This is a genomic window from Micromonospora sp. WMMD712 (assembly GCF_029581295.1).
GTDB classification, from domain to species: Bacteria; Actinomycetota; Actinomycetes; order Mycobacteriales; family Micromonosporaceae; genus Micromonospora; species Micromonospora carbonacea.
In genome coordinates, this window is record NZ_CP120743.1 from 4,065,439 (window position 1) to 4,083,783 (window position 18,345).

At 72.8% G+C, this 18,345-nt stretch carries 15 protein-coding genes; 3 read left to right on the forward strand and 12 right to left on the reverse strand.

Translation table 11 applies throughout. The features are described from left to right. Positions 1 to 32 precede the first annotated feature (32 nt). Complete coding sequence (locus O7633_RS17510) at positions 33 to 1,817, reverse strand: sigma-70 family RNA polymerase sigma factor (protein ID WP_282323176.1); 1,785 nt, start codon at positions 1,815 to 1,817, stop codon at positions 33 to 35. Between the two features lie 130 nt (positions 1,818 to 1,947). Between O7633_RS17510 and O7633_RS17515 the strand changes: the two genes are divergently transcribed. Both O7633_RS17515 and O7633_RS17520 read left to right on the forward strand, forming a co-directional pair. Next, entirely contained in the window at positions 1,948 to 4,509 is a 2,562-nt protein-coding gene (locus O7633_RS17515) for a S8/S53 family peptidase (RefSeq protein WP_282323177.1), read from the forward strand. 438 nt (positions 4,510 to 4,947) lie between these two features. After that, entirely contained in the window at positions 4,948 to 5,406 is a 459-nt protein-coding gene (locus O7633_RS17520; protein ID WP_282323178.1) for a helix-turn-helix transcriptional regulator, read from the forward strand. A gap of 85 nt (positions 5,407 to 5,491) precedes the next feature. Here the strand turns inward: O7633_RS17520 and O7633_RS17525 are convergent, their stop codons facing one another. Continuing rightward, positions 5,492 to 5,986: an SRPBCC domain-containing protein gene (locus O7633_RS17525; protein ID WP_282323179.1), complete on the reverse strand. Its 495-nt coding sequence runs from the start codon at positions 5,984 to 5,986 to the stop codon at positions 5,492 to 5,494. Between the two features lie 15 nt (positions 5,987 to 6,001). After that, the gene (locus O7633_RS17530; RefSeq protein WP_256095454.1) at positions 6,002 to 6,319 is read right to left on the reverse strand and encodes a helix-turn-helix domain-containing protein; all 318 of its coding nucleotides are present in this window, start codon (positions 6,317 to 6,319) and stop codon (positions 6,002 to 6,004) included. Between the two features lie 141 nt (positions 6,320 to 6,460). Between O7633_RS17530 and nshR the strand changes: the two genes are divergently transcribed. Then, a complete protein-coding gene (gene nshR, locus O7633_RS17535) occupies positions 6,461 to 7,381 on the forward strand; it encodes an NshR/TsnR family 23S rRNA methyltransferase (protein WP_282323180.1) in 921 nt (306 codons plus the stop codon). Between the two features lie 16 nt (positions 7,382 to 7,397). Here the strand turns inward: nshR and O7633_RS17540 are convergent, their stop codons facing one another. The 9 genes from O7633_RS17540 to O7633_RS17580 form a co-directional block, all read right to left on the reverse strand. Then, positions 7,398 to 8,012 carry a dihydrofolate reductase family protein gene (locus O7633_RS17540; RefSeq protein WP_282323181.1) on the reverse strand — a complete coding sequence of 205 codons (615 nt, stop codon included), beginning with the start codon at positions 8,010 to 8,012 and terminating at the stop codon, positions 7,398 to 7,400. A gap of 46 nt (positions 8,013 to 8,058) precedes the next feature. Next, entirely contained in the window at positions 8,059 to 9,267 is a 1,209-nt protein-coding gene (locus O7633_RS17545) for an aldolase/citrate lyase family protein (RefSeq protein ID WP_282323182.1), read from the reverse strand. A gap of 141 nt (positions 9,268 to 9,408) precedes the next feature. Further along, positions 9,409 to 10,833, reverse strand: a complete 1,425-nt coding sequence (locus O7633_RS17550) for a non-reducing end alpha-L-arabinofuranosidase family hydrolase (protein ID WP_282323183.1) — start codon at positions 10,831 to 10,833, stop codon at positions 9,409 to 9,411. A 264-nt stretch (positions 10,834 to 11,097) separates the two neighbouring features. Next, positions 11,098 to 11,703 (reverse strand): lytic polysaccharide monooxygenase, encoded by a 606-nt coding sequence (locus tag O7633_RS17555; protein WP_178067926.1) that lies wholly within the window; start codon positions 11,701 to 11,703, stop codon positions 11,098 to 11,100. A gap of 349 nt (positions 11,704 to 12,052) precedes the next feature. Beyond that, positions 12,053 to 12,550: a YcxB family protein gene (locus O7633_RS17560; RefSeq protein WP_178066782.1), complete on the reverse strand. Its 498-nt coding sequence runs from the start codon at positions 12,548 to 12,550 to the stop codon at positions 12,053 to 12,055. A 27-nt stretch (positions 12,551 to 12,577) separates the two neighbouring features. After that, the gene (locus O7633_RS17565) at positions 12,578 to 13,351 is read right to left on the reverse strand and encodes a hypothetical protein (RefSeq protein ID WP_278130081.1); all 774 of its coding nucleotides are present in this window, start codon (positions 13,349 to 13,351) and stop codon (positions 12,578 to 12,580) included. 362 nt (positions 13,352 to 13,713) lie between these two features. Next, positions 13,714 to 15,666: a hypothetical protein gene (locus O7633_RS17570; RefSeq protein WP_282323184.1), complete on the reverse strand. Its 1,953-nt coding sequence runs from the start codon at positions 15,664 to 15,666 to the stop codon at positions 13,714 to 13,716. Between the two features lie 209 nt (positions 15,667 to 15,875). After that, entirely contained in the window at positions 15,876 to 16,670 is a 795-nt protein-coding gene (locus tag O7633_RS17575; protein ID WP_282323185.1) for a PrsW family glutamic-type intramembrane protease, read from the reverse strand. Between the two features lie 101 nt (positions 16,671 to 16,771). Then, positions 16,772 to 18,232 (reverse strand): RICIN domain-containing protein, encoded by a 1,461-nt coding sequence (locus O7633_RS17580; protein WP_282323186.1) that lies wholly within the window; start codon positions 18,230 to 18,232, stop codon positions 16,772 to 16,774. Between the last annotated feature and the right edge of the window lie 113 nt (positions 18,233 to 18,345).

An 18,345-nucleotide genomic window follows, 5' to 3' on the forward strand; every position in this document is an offset into this window, starting at 1 on the left:
GGGCGGAGCGGGGTCGCGTCGACTCCGCCCCGCTAGCCCGGCCGCAGGCACGGATCGGTGACCCGGTAGGACGGGCTCTGCGCGGTGCGGCCGTCGGCGGCGGTCGCCCGCACCGTCCAGGTCAGGGCCGACGCGCGGAGCTGGCCCACGCTCGCCCGCGCCGCCGACCCGTCCACGGTCATGGCCCGGCTCGACGCGGTCCCGTCGGACGCGGTCCAACGCACCTGGGCCGCCTCGATCGCGGCGCTGCCGGTGGCCTGCACGACCAGCGTGTAGGTGTCCGCCCCGCAGCGCACGTGCGCGCTCGCCCGCAGCGTGAACGCCGTGGCCAGCTTCGGCGTGCCCGTCGGCCGCGGCGCGACCGGCGATCCGGTCGGCGAAGCCGTCGGTCCGGGCCCGGAGACCGGACCGGAGACCGGACCGGTCGCGCCGGGCGGCGGCGCACCGGGCGGGACCGCACCGGTGGGCATGCCGCCGGTGCCGTCCGGCCCGGGTCCCGGCCCCGCCGGGGCCCCGGAACCGCCGGGCGCGGCGGCGTCGGTCGGGCCCGCCGAGCCCACCGGCCCCGACCGGGGCGTCGCCGGTCCGTCGGCACCCGCGCCGGAGGTCGCCGCCACCCGGTCGGCTGCCGGGCGACCGGGCCCCAGCGCCCAGGTGCCGGCCGCGGCGAGCAGCACCAGCAGCCCGGCGCTCGCCGCCAGCCGACGCCGCCGCCGGGACCGCGACGCCGTACGCGGAGACTCCGACCCGGCCCGCGGAGCCGCCGCGCCGCCCCCGGCCAGCGCGGTGGCGGGCCGGGCGGCGGGCCGCTCCGTCGACCTCGCGGTGTGCGCGCCCTCCGCCGACGCCGCGCCCTCCGCCGGCCCGGCCGGCTGCGGCCCACCGTCCGGCCCGGCCGGCTGCGACGGGCCGGCGGGCTCGACCGGTGCCGGCGGCGATGCGGTCGCCGCGTCGGCGGACGCCCCGGACCCGCCGTCGGCCGCCCCGGTCACCCCGCCGTCGGCCGCCTCCGCCGGCCCGCCGTCGACCGAACCCGGCCACGCCGAGTCGGCCAGTCTCGGCCACACCGTGTCGGCGACGACCAGGAACCCCGGAGCCGTGTACGCGGAGAGCAGCGCCGCCGGGTTGAGCTGCTCGCGCCGGAGCAGCCCGCAGGCGGCGCAGCCGTCGATGTGCCGGGCGACCCGCTTGCGCAGGGTCGGGGTGAGCCGCCCCTGCCAGCCGTCGAGCAACCCGGCGAGCGCCGCGCAGTCCCGGGAGCCGCTGCGCGCGACGAGCAGCGCGCCGAGCGCCCGTTCGAGCTGCGACCGGGCCCGGGACAGCCGGGCGTGGGCGTGGTTGGCGGGCACCCCGAGCGCCGCGCCGATGTCGACGGGGGACAGGTCGTGCCGGATCGCCAGGTGCACCACCTCGCGGTCGCCCGGGTTGAGCGCCGCCGTCGCGCTGTGCACGAGCTCCCGCACCTGGTCGGCGTTGACCCCGGCGCCCGGGTCGACGGTGTCGGCCACCGGGTCGCCCGCCTCCTCCAGCGCCGAGGAGCGGGACCGCTCCCGCAGCTGCCGCAGGCATTCGTTGCGCACGATCGCGTACAGCCAGGGGCGCAGCCGGTCGGGGTCACGGAGCTGGTCGATGCGCTGGCTGGCGGTGAGGAACGCGTCGTGGACGACGTCCGCGGCGGCCTCCGGCTCGCGCACCAGCACCCGCGCGTACGTGTAGAGCCGGTCGGCGTACCGCCGGTACATGCCCTCCAGGCCGGCCCGGTCGCCCCGGCGCACCGCCTCGACGAGCGCCCTGTCGTCCTGTGCCGCCGTGTCCATCCGTGCTCCCACCGTTCTCCGACCGGTCCAGTAGAACGGAAAAGATAAATCCCGGTGCGTTTCTGTTGGCATGCCGACCCGCCCGTGCTCCCACCGGTGTCAGCGCACCGCAGCCACCGAGGAGACGCTCATGACACCGACGCCACCCGTCCGCCGCCCCGCCGGCGGCCCGCGCCGGACCCTGGCCACCGTCGTGGCGGCGGCGCTCGCCGCCGGCATCGTCACGACCACCGGGCCCGCCGCCGTCGCCGCGCCGACGGCGGCCGGACCCACCGCCCCGGGGTCAGCCGGCCCGACCGCGTCGACGCCCGCCGGCCCGGCCGCGACGCCCGCCGGCACCCGTGGCGAGCCGCTGGCCGTCCGGATCGACCCGGGGCTGCCCGCTCCCCGGCTGCCGATCGACCCCGTGGGCCGGCTCGGCACCGACCGGGAGCTCGGGGTGGTGGCCGGACCCGACGGTTCGCCCGCCGGCCTGGTGCTCGACGAGGTGATGGTGCGGGTCGCCGACCAGGCCGAGTTGGACGCCTTCCTGACCCGGTGGGGCGGTCAGGTGCTCGACTCGTTCGCACCCGACGAGCAGGGGCAGGACCACCTGGTCCGGGTGGACGCCGACCGCGCCGACCCGGCCAAGCTGGTGGACGACCTGCGGGCCGCCGAGCCGGGCCAGTCCGGCACCTACCGCGTCGGCGACGAGCGGGCGCTGCGGCTGCTCGCGCTCGCCGCCGCCGAGTGGCGGGCGGGGACCGAGCTGGTCCTCGACTGGCTGGTGGAGCCGACCGGCATCGTCGACGGCGAGGTCTACGAGGCCCCCGACATCACCAACAACGTCTTCGACTGGATGTTCATGGAGTACGGCGGCGCGATGGACATCGGGGTCGCGCCCGCCTGGCAGCTGCTGGAGGCCAAGGGCAAGCTGACCAAGCAGGTGAAGTACCTGGTGCAGGACGGCGGGTTCCAGTCCAACCCCGACTTCCCGACCAAGGTGTCCCTGCACTCGGTGGAGTGGGGCAAGACCAACACCAACGACTGCACGGGCGGCAATCCCTGCCCGTGGCACGCCACGGACGTGGTGCTCGCCGCGATGGGCCGGGTCGACAACGGCTACGGCACCGCCGGGCCGGCCGGGCCGGTGGTCGACGAGCTGGTCGCCGTGCGCAACGGCATCGACTACTGGACGGTGCTGCGCCGGCTGGAGAAGGCCGCCGAGGCGAGCCACCCGGACGTGGTCAACCTGAGCTTCACCCGCGACGTGAACCTCGGCAAGTCCCACGCCAGCACGTGGACCGACCGGCGGATGAAGCACGTCCGCGACACCGGAGCGCTGATCGTCTCGTCCGCCGGCAACGACGCCGCGAACATCGACGGAGACACCCTCTACGTGCCGTGCGAGAGCACCCACGTCATGTGCGTGGGCGGCATGAGGACGGACGCGACGCTGGCGAACAAGTCGAACTTCGGCACCAGCGACCTGACCACCTCGGTGGAGATCTACGGCCCCTACTGCGTCATGGGGCTCAAGGACCCCGGCAAGCCGGCCGTCAACGAGACCCGGTCCGACGCCTGCGGCACGAGCGTCGCCGCGCCGTTCGTGGGCGGCGTCGCCGCGCTGGTGATGGCCGCCGACCCGAGCCTGACCGCCGCGCAGGTCCGGGACATCCTCAACGACACCGCGCACGTCGGCGGGCTCGGCGCCAAGGTGACGGGCAGCCAGCGCCGGGTCGACGCCCTGGCCGCCGTGGCCAAGGCGCTGGGCGTCGAGGTCGACGAGCCCGCGGTGAGCATCAGCGCGCCGACGACCGGACAGCACGTCGGGGTGGGCCAGTCGGTCGACCTGTGGGGCAAGGCGACCGACTTCCTCGGCAAGCAGCTCCCGATCACCTGGATCAGCAGCCTCGACGGTGTGCTGGGCCACGAGTCGCAGACGTTCGTGTCGTCGCTGTCGCCCGGCACCCACGTCATCACCGCCAAGGCCACCGACGGCCTCGGGCGCACCGGCTCGGCGACCGTCTCCGTCACGGTGGTGGACAGCCCGACGACCGCGGCCATCGTCTCGCCTCCGGTCGGGCTGACGCTCGCCCCGGGCCAGTCGGTCAGCCTGGTGGGCACCTCCAACGACCCGGACGCCTTCGGGCCGGTGCCCGACGCCAAGGCGTCCTGGACGGTCCGGCGGGGCGGGACGGTGGTCCACCAGCAGACCGGGCACCTGGCGCTCCTGCCGGCGGGCAAGGTCACGGCGGGGTCGTACACGGCGACGTTCACGGCCGGCGGCGCGAGCGCGCAGCGCAGCTTCACGGTCACCGCGCTGCTACCCGGGCAGCACCGGCCGACCGCCACGATCAGCAAGCCGGCGGCGGCGCAGGACCTGACGGCGATCGACGGCAAGCCGAAGCTCGTCGCGTTCGCCGGCACGGCCACCGACGTGGAGGACGGGACGGTCGCGGGGACCCGCTACCGGTGGACCGCGTACGGCGACGGCGGCGTCAAGAAGGTGCTCTGCCAGGGCAGCGCGGTGCCCACCGGCGGCCCGGTCGACGACATCGTCCTGCCGAAGAGCTGCGCCGGCTTCAGCGCGGAGCTGGGCCTGGGCACGGGCAACGTCACCACCTGGTCGGTGTGGCTGGAGGTCTTCGACTCGGCCGGGCTGGTCGGCGTGGACTCCGTGCCGGTGCGGATCCAGGTGGCCACGCCCTGACCCGGGTGTCCGTCGGCCACCGGGGCCCGGCCGAACGGCCGGGCCCTCCCGGCTGGGCGGCCCCGGTGGGCCGCGGAACCCGGCAGACCTCGGGCACTCCCCGTGATGATCGCGGAGCCGCACCCTGCGGCCGTCGACCTGACTCTTCGTGATTCTCCTCCGGCCCCCACCGACGCCCTCGACTGCTTTGCTCTGCACCCATCGGCGCAGCACCTCGCCCGACCAGCGCTCACACCAGAGCACGGACGATCAAGGCCGCGACGGCCGATGACGCTACGTGGCTGTTGCGCAGGTGGGTGCAGAGCAAAGGGAGTCCGGTGGGGTGGGCCGTCCAGCGAGACAGCCACTCTACGTCACCGATCGACGCTGGGAGGCAGCGACCGCAGGAGATGACGGTGCCCACGCCAGGGTCTTTCGTCGCGGTGCGGGCGGGGTGGCATGATCCCGGGGGTGACCAGCGGTGCCGCCGAAGCCCAGCGCCTGCGTGACCTCGCGCGGCTGCGGCGGGTCCGCGACCGGATCGACCGGGACTACGCCCAGCCGCTGGACGTGGAAGCGCTCGCCCGGGGGGCGAACATGTCGGCCGGGCACCTCAGCCGCCAGTTCCGCCTCGCCTACGGCGAGTCGCCGTACTCCTACCTGATGACGCGGCGCATCGAGCGCGCGATGGCCCTGTTGCGCCGCGGCGATCTCAGCGTCACCGAGGTCTGTTTCGCGGTCGGCTGCGCGTCGCTGGGCACCTTCAGCACCCGCTTCGCGGAGCTGGTGGGGATGCCGCCCAGCAGCTACCGGCAGCGCGCGGCACTCAGCACGGTGGGTCTGCCGGCCTGCGTGTCGAAGCAGGTGACCAGGCCCGTCCGGGATGCTCCCCGGTCACCCCGCAACCAGGCGACCTGACCGGGGAGCTCCGACGGCTTCCGGTGGGCGACACGCCGACGCGGTTCCCCCGCGACCGCGACACCGGCCGCCCCACCGGGCCGGGTCAGCGCCCGGTGTCGGCGAGCAGGCCGTCGATCTGGCCCAGGGCCTCGCGGAGCCCCTCCTCCATGCCCATGTTCACCATCCGCTCAAGCTGGTCGGCGTCGGCGAACCGGGTGACCAGCGTCAGCCGGGTGCGCGCGCCGTCGGCCGTCAGCGTGGCGACGGCGCGGGTCGGCCGGTCGGCGTCGGTCGGGTTGCCGTGCTCGTCCGAGAAGCCGTCGTCGAACTCCAGCCGGTGCGGCGCGTCGAGCGCGGTGATCCGCCACCAGCCGCGCGCCTTCTCCCCCTCCGGGCCGGTCATGTAGTAGTGGGACCAGCCGCCCACCACGAAGTCGTGCTGCTCGAACGTGGCCGGCCAGGTCGGCGGCCCCCACCACCGCTCCAGCTGGCGGGCGTCCGCCCACACCTGCCACACGCGCTCGACCCCGGCGTCGAACTCGGCGACGAAGGTCAGGGTCAACGCCTCGACGTCCTTCTGGATGCTCGTCACGGGCATGTTCGGTTCCCTCTCTCAGTCTTCGGCGATCAGCTGGTCGATGCGGGCCACACGTTCCCGCCAGATCTCCTCGTACGCGTCGAGGAGCCGGGCGGCCCGGCGGAGCACGGTCATGTCCGCGTGCACGATCTGCTCCCTCCCCCGCCTCTCCTTCGTCACGAGCGAGGCCCGTTCGAGCACCGCGACGTGCTTCTGCACGGCCGCGAAGCTCATCGGGTAGTGCCGGGCGAGCGCCGAGACGGACTCCGCGTGGCGGATGACCCGGGCGACGATGTCGCGCCGGGTGGCGTCCGCGAGGGCGTGGAAGATGCGGTCGGCATGCTCCCCGGTCACCACTTCTACAACCATATGGTTGTACGTTAGTGGCGGTGGACGCCCGACGCAAGCGACCCGGCGGCACCGGCGTGACCGGCGGCGGACCCGCGCCGGTCCAGCACGGACGGGGGCCGATCACGGCTCTGTTAGGGTCGATTCGTGGTAAGCCCCGACGTCATCACCGACCGGTCGGATCCGGCCGTGCAGCGGATCGCCGACGTCACCAAGCACTCGCGATCCGTCGTCCGCACCGTGCTCATCGAGGACGCCGAGCCGCTCGTGGAGTGCATCCGCGCCGGGCTGGAGTTCATCGAGGTCTACGGGGTGGAGACCGCCCCCGTCCCTGGCGAGGTGCTCGCGGCCTGCCGGCAGCGGGACATCCCGGTCCGTCTGGTCGGGGCCCCGATCATGAACGACCTGTTCAAGACGGACAAGAAGCCCAAGGCGTTCGGGATCGCCCGGGTGCCGAGGCCGTGGAGCTTCGACGAGCTGGCCCGCACGACGGGCGACATCGTCGTCCTCGACGGCGTGAAGATCGTCGGCAACATCGGCGCCATCGTGCGCACGTCCTTCGCGCTCGGCGCCGGCGGCATCGTGCTCGTGGACAGCGATCTCACCACCATCGCGGACCGACGCCTGGTCCGGGCCAGCCGGGGCTACGTCTTCTCGCTCCCGATCGTGCTCGCGTCTCGCGCCGACGCGATCGACCACTTCCGACGCACCGGTGTGCCGCTGATCGCCTTCGACACCGAGGGCGACCTCGCGGTCGGCGACCTGCGCGACGCCGACGAGCAGCTCGGCCTCCTGCTCGGCAGCGAGAAGACCGGCACGTCGAGCTCCTTCGAGAGCATCGCCAGCCACACGGTGTCGATCCCCATCAACCCGGCCGCGGAGTCGCTGAACGTCTCCGTCTGCGCCGGGATCGCGCTCTACGAGCGTTCGCACTGGAACCTCGTCGACCGACGGCGCGCCCCGCAGCCGCCCCAGGCCCCGCAGCCGCCCCGGGCTTCGCGGCCGGCCGCGGGGCGCGGCGCCGGGCGGCCCAGCCGACCGGCCTTCCCGGGCCGCCGGAGCCGCTGACCGCGCCCCGTCCGCGCTACCTCCCGGCGGGCACCTGGTCCTTGACCTCGTCGTAGCCGACCTTCCCGGGCGTCGTGGTCGGGGCGTAGATCACCCGGAGCACGCCGGTCGGATACGCCTCCGTCGCCGTCACCCTCAGGTGGTACGGCGCGTCGCCCTCGTCGAACAGCCTGCGCCCCTTGCGCGCCGCCACCGGATGCACCAGCAGTCGCAGCTCGTCGACCAGCCCCGCGGCGAGCAGCTGCTGCACCACGGAGATCGACCCGGGGATGAGGATGCCCCGGACGCCGGCGTCGGCCCTGAGGGCGGCGACCGCGTCGACGAGATCGCCGTCGACCAGCTCCGAGTTGCGCCAGGAGAACTCCAGCGGCTGACGGGAGACGACCACCTTGCGCATGTCCCCGAGCTGCTTGGCGAACGGCGCGTCGTCACCGCCTGCGGCCTCGCGGTCGGGCCAGGCACCGGCGAAGCTGTCGTAGGTCTCGCGGCCGATGAGCAGCACGTCGGCGGCGTCGTAGTCCTCGCCGACGGCGCGGCCCATGTTCTCGTCGAAATACGGCATGTGCCAGTCGGGATCGATCTCGGCCACCCCGTCGGCGGAGATGAAGAGCGTGGAGATGACCTTTGCCATCGGATGCCCCCTTCAGATCAGGTGATTCGGCAGGCAGACCGGCGCATCATCCCAAACTCATCGGCCGGCCACCGGCAATCTCGTGCAGGTGGGACCGGGCGACGCCGGCCGGGCCGGACACCTCGGCGTCGTCCAGCGCCCCGCAGTCGAGCCCGCGCAGCAGGAATCCGGCGAGCGCCCGGGCGGTGGCCGGCTCGTCGAGGATGCCGCTGTCGACCCGGTCGAGGTACGCCCGCAGCCGGGCGGCGGCCGCGGGCAGCCCGTCCCGATAGAAGGCGAAGGTCGCCGCGAATCGGGTGGGCAGTTGCCCGGGGTGCAGGTCCCAGCCCTGGTAGAGGCCGCGTTCCAGGGACCGGCGGACCAGCCGCAGGTGCAGCGCCCAGCCGGCGTGCACCGCCGCGCGGTCGCCGGTCGGCAGCACGTTGGTCGACCCGTCGCTGACCGCGACCCCGGTGCCGGCCGCCGCCACCTGGAGCACCGCCTTGGCGTGGTCGGCCACCGGATGCTCCAGGCTCTGCTGGCCGGCGGCGACACCCAGCGCGGCCGAGTAGTCGTAGGTGCCGTAGTGCAGCCCCACGCAGCGTCCGGCGGCGGCGTGCACCATCCGGGCGACGGTCGCGGTGCCGTCGGCGCCGAGCACGGCCTGCGGGGTCTCCACCTGGATCTCGAAGCGCAGGAGCGACAGCCCGTGGGCGGCCTCCAGCTCGGTGCAGAGCTGCACCATCGCCTCGACCTGGGGCAGCGACGTCACCTTCGGCAGGGTCACCCGGAAGCCGTCGGGCAGGGGCCGGTGGCGCAGCAGCGCGTCGAGGAAGAGGTCGAGGGTGCGTACCGCCCGGCGGCGCGTCGCCGGCTCCAGCGACTTGATCCGCAGCCCGACGTGGCGGGTGACCGGCCCCCGGGCGAGCGCGGTGGCGGCGGCCCGGACGGCGGCGTCCTCCTCGGCGTCACCCCGGACGCCGTACCCGTCCTCGAAGTCGATCCGCAGGTCCTCGATCGGCTCGGCGGCGAGCTTGGCGCGGACCCGGGCGGCCAGCGCGTCGGCGACGCCGGGCAACGGGCCGTGCCCGTCCAGTGCCGCGAGCGCGGCGGTCCGCCACTCGTCGACGGTGTGCGGACCGTACCGGTCGGCCGGCACGTAGACGGTGTGCACGGGCTGGCCAGCCGGAGGGAGACCCGGATAGCGCGCGGCCCGCTGTTGGTCGTCGGCGGCGAGGAGGGCGTCGAGCCGGCGCAGGACTGCGGGGTCCAACATCCATCGATCATCCCGCATGCGGGCAGGGTGAGGAAGCCCGGCGACGCGGTCGCCGTGGACCACCACGACGATGCGGCGGGCCCGGCCTGTGCCGGACCCGCCGCTCGATCGAACTCACGCCGTCAGCGTCGGTTCACGCGGTCAGCGTTGCAGGGTCAGCAGACCCGGCCGGTACGGCAGGAGGCCGTAGTCGCCGCTCGAGCTGGGGGAACGACCCTGGTAGAGCAGCTGCAGGTTGCACGGGTCGATCGTGTTCGTCTGATCCGCGCTGGTGCGCAGCAGCTCGCCGTGGCTGATGTCGTTGGTCCAGGTGGCGCCGCTGTTGGCCTTGCCCGCGAACGGGTTGTTGTAGGTCGTCGCGTTCGGCGTCCAGGTGCCGCTCAGGCTGGTCGCCGTGAACGAGCGGAAGTAGCGCTCCCAGGAACTGGTCCTGGCCTCGATGATCATCAGGTACTGGTTGCGGCCCTGCACCTTGTAGACCTGCGGCGCCTCGAAGATGTTCTCCGAGGTGTCGCTCATGATGGTCGTGTAGCTGGAGCCGAAGCTGCCCGGGAAGTTCCCGATCGGCATGATCTGACGGTAGATCTTGCCGTTGTCACCGGCGAAGAACAGGTACATGTTCTGGTCGTCGCCGATGATCGTCTGGTCGATCACACCGGTGCTGGAACCGGTGATCGTCGCGGTCGACAGGGGCTGCGGGGCCGACCAGCCGTTGGCGTTGGCCGGGTTGGTCGACGTGCGGTACGAGAACGACGTCGGACCCCACTGGTGGGCGAGGACCCAGATGTTCTTCGGCGCGAAGTAGAACAGCGACGGTGCCACGGTGCTCTGGCTCATGGTGTTCTGGGGGGCCGAGCCGAGCTGGTTGAGGTTGTCGACCAGGCCGAAGTTCATCGAACCCCAGCCGCCGGTGGCGCTGCTGCTGTGGGTGGTGGCGTACACCAACTGCTTGCCCTGGTAGGGGGCGATGGTGAAGTCCTTCAGCGACGCCCAGCCGGCCTTCGGCTGCGCCAGCGGGCCGGTCGACGACCACCGGTAGGACGTCGGCAGCGCGCAGGAGGCCGGCGGGGTGGTCGGCGGGGGCGTCGTGGGCGGCGGGGTCGTCGGCGGGTTGGTCGGCGGCGTCGTCGGCGGGGTCGTGGGGGTCGTGCCGCCGTTGCACGCCACGCCGTTCAGGGCGAAGCTCGTCGGCGCCGGGTTGCTGCCCGACCAGGACCCGTTGAAGCCGAACGACACCGAGGCGTTGGTCGCGATCGACCCGTTGTAGCTCACGTTCTTCGCGGTGACCGCGGCGCCACTCTGGGTGACCGTCGCGTTCCACGCCTGCGTGACCGTCTGGCCCGCGCCATAGGACCACGTCAGCGTCCAACTGCTCACCGGGTCGCCCAGGTTCGTGATCGACACGTTGGCGCCGAAGCCCTCCCCCCACTGGGACGACACGGCATAGGTCACCGAACAGCCGGCGGCTGCGGCGTTGGCCGGCAAGGCCACGGCGACCGTCGCCGAAGCCAGCAACGCGACGCCGGCGGACAACACGCCGACATTGGTCGCTTTGGATCTTGCCATAAGGCATCCTCCTGATGGGACGGCGGCTCGAAATTGGTGGTGGCCCGAGTATGTGACCGTTAACAGCCGCGTCAGGTATGTTACGGGAGCGCTCCCATCGCCTCAAGACATTGATGCGTCTGCCATCCGCGCAGACGCGCCACCCTGATCCTCGACTCAGCCCGGGGTGGTCGCGCGCCCGGGTCCGGCCACGCGGCGGCACCGGCACCGCTCCGGCCCGAGGCGTTCGGGTCGGAGCGGTACCGGTGCCGCCGGTCGTGCCGATCAGACGAAGTTCACGTCACTGCACCACATGTAGGCCTGGTCGAGGTGCGACGCCTGCCAGATGACGAACACGATGTGGCGGCCGGTGTAACCGGACGTCGAGACGTTGAACGTGATGTTCTGCGCCGGCGCGTAGCGCCCGGTCTGCGTGATGAAGTCGAGGTTCCCCCAGCCGAGGCTCTGGGTGGTGGGGTTGAACCCCTGCTTGCTCACGTAGACCCGGAAGTAGTCGGCGCCGTGGCTGGCCTGGTCGTAGAGCTGGACCGAGAAGTTGCGACTGATGTTGCTCGCCTTCCACGCACCGGGCCGGTTCAGGCTGTCGTTCCGGCTGAGGGCGTTGCTGCACAGCTGCCCGTCGGGAGTCTTGGCCTGGAACTGGCCACCGAGGCCGTCCCGGAGCGCGCTCATCCAGTTCCACATGGTGTCCGGGTTGGCCTGGAACGCCTGGTAGCACATCGGGTCCTGCTGCTGCATGGCCGGGTCGGTGTGATGACTTCCCCAGGCCTGCCAACACTGGTAGGCGCGGGTTGCCGGGCTGACGATGGTGCCGTGCGCCTGGGCCGCGCCGGCCCAGGTCAGCGTGCCGGCCAGCATGGCGAACACCATGACGAGCGCCTGTACGGACCGACGGACCGCCGACCGGGAGGGGCGACCGGATCGATCGGACTGGTGTGGAAACACTGCACATCCTCCTTCTCCGGCGCTCAATATCGGGTTAAGAGCGCTTTACACCAGCATCGCACCGATAGGTCACTATATCAATGATCATCTATTGATAACTCACGATGAATTATTCCGCCGAGTTTGCTGAGAAATTTCGATCACGCCACAGGGAGATCGAAAGGGAAACCGACCTCCGACGCGATTCCCATCCTCGGCACGACCTCGGCGCGGGCATCCCGGCAGGAACCCGCTCCGTCCGCCGCGACCGCCGTGGCGCGTCGCGGCGGACGGGTCACCGCTCCTGGAGCAGTCCGCGCGCGGCCATGAAGGCGCGCAGCGTCTCGGCGTCCTCGGCGGACATCAGGCCCCGGGGGATCACGGTCGCCGGCATCCGGCCGACGTACACGATCCAGAACTCCGGGGTGACCCGCACCTGGTCGACCCCGTCCCACGCGATGCCGCCGGACTCCGAGCCGCTCCGCATCATGATGTTGTCGTCGGTGATGTCGTAGCCGCCCTCGACGGCGTAGCGGCCGGACCGCCGCCGGGCCCGCCACCGCACCCACGGCGCGTACAGCATCGACAGCAGGCCGCCCACGAGCAGCGACAGCCACAGCGACGAGAACTGCTCGCCCCGCGCGGACCCGCGCGAGACGGCGAACCCGACCGCGCCGACCACCAGCAGCACCGCGCCGACCTGCCCGTACCTCCGCAGCCGGACGCTGCTGAGCGCGGCGGCCACGCGGCCCGGGTAGCCGGGGTCGGCAGGTACGTCAAAGCGGATGTGCACGCCAGAACGATAGTGCCCCCACTCGCCTCAGCAGCCGAGCCGGTTGGTGGAGAGGGCGATGTCGTCGATCCAGAGGTCGAACTCGCCCGGCGTGGTGCCGCCCTGGTAGAGCTGCCAGCCGATCTTCACCGTGTCGACCGCCGGCAGGACGAAGGGCACGTCGTTGCCGCCGTGGTCGTTCGTGGAGGCGGTCAGCTCCGGGTTCGCCACGCCGTCGATCCACACCGCGACGCGGTTGTCGGCCGGGTCGAGCTCCCACTCGAAGCACTGCCAGGTGTCCTCGGTGACCGGGGCGGACTCCCGCCAGTTGGTCCAGTCGCCGGTCGGGCCGCCGTCGGCGCCCACCCCCCAGAAGGTGCCGGGCACCGTGGGCGCGTACTGGCCGCCGACCGGGCGCACGACCTCCGAGCTGCCCGCGCCGGTCGCCTCCACCAGCGTGAAGTGCGCCCAGTCGGGGGCCGTGGGGAAGGCGTCGACGCGCAGGCGCATCCGGCCGAAGAAGCGGTTGCCCGGTGCGGCGAAGTCGTCGACGCGCAGGAAGGCGCGCCCGTTGTCGACGGTGCGGACGTGCAGCACCTGGTTGCCGTGGCGGGCCCGCTCGACGGTGAGCGTGCCGTTGCGGGTGTCGACGCCCCACTTCAGGGTGCTGGGACCGCCGGGGGGCAGCCGCTCGAAGTCTTCGCAGAAGAGCAGGCCGCGGTCGCACGCCCGCGGGGAGGCGGTCGACGCGCCGGCCGGGACGCTGCCGGCCGCGCTGCCGAGGATCAGGGCGGCGGTGAGCACCGCGAGGTAACTGCGCATGGTCATCCTCCATGACGTCCGCAGCTCGGCCGCCCGTGGCGGGTCGGAGGCCGGACGTCTCGGTCGTGGCGGGACAGGGCACCGACGACGGGGCTCCTGCCCGTCGTCGCGGAATCGGCCCGGCGAGGCGGCGCGCGCCCGCCGAAGCGGCGCGTTCCCGGCGCTGCGATGCTCCCGTGCTCACCGTTTCCCAGCGCGGTTGCCCCCGTGCTGCGGCGATGTGATCCATTCCAGCACGCCGCACGCGTTCCGGCAACATCGACGACGATCGACGCCCTCCCGGCCCGGCGGCGCGACCGGCAGGGCCACGGCACGCCCGCAGGCGGTGGGGCCGGCGCGGCCGTCGGCCGGCCCCACCGGGCTCACCCGGCGGTCACCCGCACGTCGGCCGGGCGGAAGCCGCCCGCGCCGGCCCGGACCGGCAGCACGTCGCCCGACCGGGCCGGCACGTCGAACGACACGGTGCCGTCGGTGGCCGTCGTCGCGGTGACCCCGGCGACCTCGACGACGGCGCCGGCGACCGGGCGGTACGCCGCGTCGGCCAGCACGCGGCTGTCGACCGTCGCCCGGATCCGCGCGGTGCCGGCCGTGACCGCGGTGGCGGTGGCGGTGAGGCGCAGATCGGGCTGGTGTACGCCGGGGCACGTCGCCTGCGTGGGCACGCCGCTGAGCCGCCTGCCGTCGACCTCGCTTTCGATGCTGCCCCGGTAGCGGTCCTGCCCCAGCACGGTGAGGTCGGCCCGGAGGTAGCCGTGCCGGCTGCCGGTGAGGCGCAGGTCGGCCTGGTAGACGCCGAGGACGACCGGGCTGGGGGTGGCCATGCTCTCCGAGCCGTCGAGGAAGGTGACGCCGTCCTCGGAGTAGTGGTCGTAGTCGACGGTCCACGACCCGGCGGCGAACGTGCCGAGATACCGGACGCGGGCGGTGCCGGCCGCGCTGCCCGCGATCGTCCGGTCGGTCACCGCGTGGGCCCCCATCCCGACGTAGCGGTCGTACGGGATCGCCCAGCCGGCCATGTCGACCGTGTCGAGATCGACGACCGGCTCAGGGACGGTCGGCTTCCGGTTCGGGAAGGACAGGATCTGGAGCCGGACCCGCTCGGCGGGGTCAACCGGGGTGGCCTCGGCCGGATCCCGGAACTCGGTGACCAGTGCCTTCGTGCCGTCGGCGAACCAGCTCCAGCCACGGATGTGCCAGTTGTCCTCGGGGACGACGGGCTGCCCGCCGTAGGTGCCGGACTGGGTCCCCCGGGGCATGAGCCACATCTCGTTCATGCACAGCCGGTTGTTCCACAGCGCGATCCGGCCGAGCTGGGAGAAGCTCATCAGGTCGATCAGCGGCGGCCGGGTCACCTGCGAGAAGACGGTCATCCGGTCGAGGCCGCGACCGGAGCTGTAGGCGAGGCTCGCGCCGTCGGGCGAGGCGGCGTACAGCTCGTTGTAGTCGAGGTCCGTCGTGACGCGGGTGCGTCGCCCGGTCGCCAGGTCCAGCTCGTAGATGTCGTAGTTGAGCGCCGTGCCCTCCGTGCCGTACTTGAGGGTCCGGCCGCCGTCGGCGAAGGCGCCGGTCTCGTAGTAGCGGCTGCCGTCGGACCACGCGGCCACGTCCGAGTCGAGACGGTACGGCGGGTTCAGCACGAGCGGGTCCCGCACGGTGTACTTCGCGCCGTCGGAGTGGAGCCGGCCGATGACCATCACCGACCCCTGGAGCGTCCGGATCTCCGCCCACTTGACGTACCTGCCGTCCGGCGAGACGGACACCGTCCGGTTCTGCGCCCCCTCAAGGAGGGAGTTGCGGGGGAACTCCAGCGGTTGCCTGCGCAGGGTGCGGCAGTCGTAGATGCTCGGCAGGCACTCGACGATCGCGTAGCTCTGGTCGCCGGTGCCGGCGGAGAGCGGGTTGAGCCCGTCCGGCAGGGCGTCCGTCAACCTGTCGATCGGGCTGGGGACCTGCACCAGCATCCGCCGTTGGTCGGGGAAGACGTCGGGGCCCCAGGCCGACTTCATCCTGCCGCAGGTGATGCAGCGGAAGTCGGTCCCGTCGAGGTCCATCACCCCGACCTGCTTCTCCCCTTCGGTGGGCGCGAAGGTGGTGACGATGTGCCGGCCGTCGGGGGCCAGGTCGGCGCTGAAGTTGGTGCCGCCGGTCTTGGGGTCCTGGGGAACCACCCCGCCGGGGAAGGGGATCGTCGCGACGACCTCGATCGGTTCGTGGCTCGGGCCGTGGGCGGTCGACGGTCGCGGCTGTGCGCTCGCCGGCGGTACGACCGCGGTCACGGCCAAAACGACGAACGCCGTCAGGAGGCGACTGCGCATGCTGCTCCTCGGAGTGTGCTGGGCGGCGGGCCGGGTGGCCCGGGTGCTCGCCGCCACGGTCGCAGCGGCACCTCGGAGCCGGGCCGGACGACGATGAGAGCCCGGCATGAGTCCGGCACGCCAGCGGGAGGCGCATCACGCGGGCAGGCGCACCGCGCCCGACGGGTCGACGCCGTACGGCACCGGCGCGGAGCACGGCCGGCCGGTGGTCACCCGGCGGTCGGCCGGGCCGCGCTCCGGGCCCGGGTGTCGGCCCGTCGGTACAGGTGCATCTGGAGCAGCACCCAGCCCAGCGAGACGAGGCCGACGAGCACGTACGCGAGCTGGCTGGCGAAGGTGTCCCAGCAGGCGTGCAACGCCACCGCGGCGACGAACGTCGCCCCGAACACGAGCACCCGGCGCGCGCCGGGCGCGGCGGCGAGGGCGAACAGCGCGCCTGCGGTCAGGCCGGTCCAGGACAGGTGGGCGGCGGGGGCGGTCAGCCCGCGCACGAGCAGCGTCTGCTCGACGTCGCCGAGGTTGCCCTGGGACTGGACGAGGGCGGTGAAGGCGTATCCCATGGTTTCCAGGGCGGCGAAGCCGGCACCGCTGGCCACGCCGATGACCAGGCCGTTGCCGGCCGAGCGGTGCGGCCACCAGAGCAGCAGGATCAGCACGGGGACGACCAGCTTGGCGGTCTCCTCGATCAGCCCCACGAACAGCATCGGCAGGACGCCGAGGCTGCGCAGGGTGTCGTACTCCAGCCACCCGGCGGCGACCACCCCGATGATGCCGCCGAAGAACGCCGCCGCCGCGATCACCGACCCGGGCACCTGCCACTGGCCCGTGCGCCCCTGCGCGAACGTCAGGAACGTCGCGGGGGCGATGGAGGCGCCGAGCATGATGAGCGCCGGGATGAAGTTGATGTTCCGGGTGTCGACGAGCGTCGCCAGCACCAGCAGGTAGAGGGCTACGCCGAGCACGAGGACCGCTACCCACGCCCACCGGCGTCCGAACTTGGCCATGTCGGGAGTATTCCAAGGTCAGGGGCGGGGCGGGAAGGCGCGCCGGCGTTCCGGTGCGGTCACTCCCGCCCCGGCGACGGCGCGCCCGGCCCGGCCGGTCGTCAGACTGCCGCGCGCGACCACTGCTGGTTGGCGCCGGTGTTGCACGGATACTGCTTGAGGACCACACCGTCCGCCGTCGACGCGGCCGGCACGTCCACGCACTTGCCGCTGTGCCGCGCCCGGAGCTGGAAGTAGCTGCCGTTCGTGACCAGCTGGAACTGCTGGTTGGTGCCGCTGCCGCAGGTGTACTGGATGAGTTCGGCGCCGTCGGCGCTGGAGGCGCCCACCACGTCGAGGCACCTGCCGCTGTGCCGGCTGACGATGCGCCAGTAGCCGCTGCCGGCGTCCTGGAACTGCCACTGCTGCCACGCGTTGCCGCCGTACGTGTACTGGCCGACGCGCGCGCCGTTGTCGGTGTTCGGTTGCTGGACGTCCATCGCCTTGCCGCTGTGCCGCACGGTGACCCGGTAGAACGTCCCCGTCGGCGGCGGCGTCGTGGGGTCGCTGCCGATGGCGTCGCCCCAGCCGTACCGGATCCGGTCGGCCCCGGAGGGGTTGCGGACGGTCAGGTTGAGGTCGGTGCCGCTCCCGCTGAGCGAGTACATCGAGTACCAATCGTAGCCGATGCTGCCGGGCTTGCCACCGAGGGCGGGCCAGTAGGTGCCGCCCATCTGGTTGTCGCGCATGACCTGGGCCATGGCGCGGATGTAGCGCACGAAATTGTCGGTGCTGTTGGCGTCGGCGTAGTTGCGGCCGTCGTTCATGGGCGCGCCGAACTCGGTGGCGACCGCGCGGGAGGCGCAGTTGCCGAGGCGGGCCTGGATGTGGCTCCGGAAGGCGTCGTAGGTCATCTCGCCGTAGAAGAAGGCGTAGTAGTGAAAGGACAGCAGCGTCGCGTTGAAGCGGCTGTCGGTGCAGATGTCGCGCAGGTCCTGGCTGAAGCCGGTGCCGCCGATGAGCACCCGGCCGGGCACCGCCGAGTAGTGGTAGCTGAGCCAGTTGGCCGCGACGTTGCGCCACTCCGCCGAGCTGTAGCCGTGCGGCTCGTTCATCGGCTCGAAGTAGACGTTGGGGTTCGTGCCGTAGGTGTTGGTCACCGTGGACCACATCGCGTTCCAGGCGGCGAGGTTGGTGATCCTGCCGCCGGAGGCGGCACCGTCCTCCCAGTAGGCCAGGATGACCTTGAACCCGCGGGCGGTGGCGGCGTCGATGGCCCCCCGGTAGGCCTCCCACCAGGCCGTCCCGACGGTGTGGGTGTTGATCGGCAGCCGGACGGTGTTGACCCCCATGGTGGCGGCCATGTCGTCGTAGAGGGCGTTCGCCTTGGCCCGTACCGTCGCGTTGCTGTCGGACGCGCTCAGGCCCTGCACCACGAGGGGGCCGGTGCTGAAGTTGTCGCCCAGGACGGCCCAGTTCATGCCCCGGAACTGGTTGGTGGCGGCAACGGCCGGGCCCGAGGTGACGACGACGCCGACCATCGCCGCCACGGCGGTCGTCAGCGTGGTCAGAGCGGCCAGCAACCGACGTGCCGGCCGGCGACGCCGTGGCGGGGCCGGCTCGTGACCGTCGGGCGGTGTGAGCCCGGTCGGGAATTGGCCGGTCGTCCGCGCCGCGCGCCGTGGAACCAGGGTCA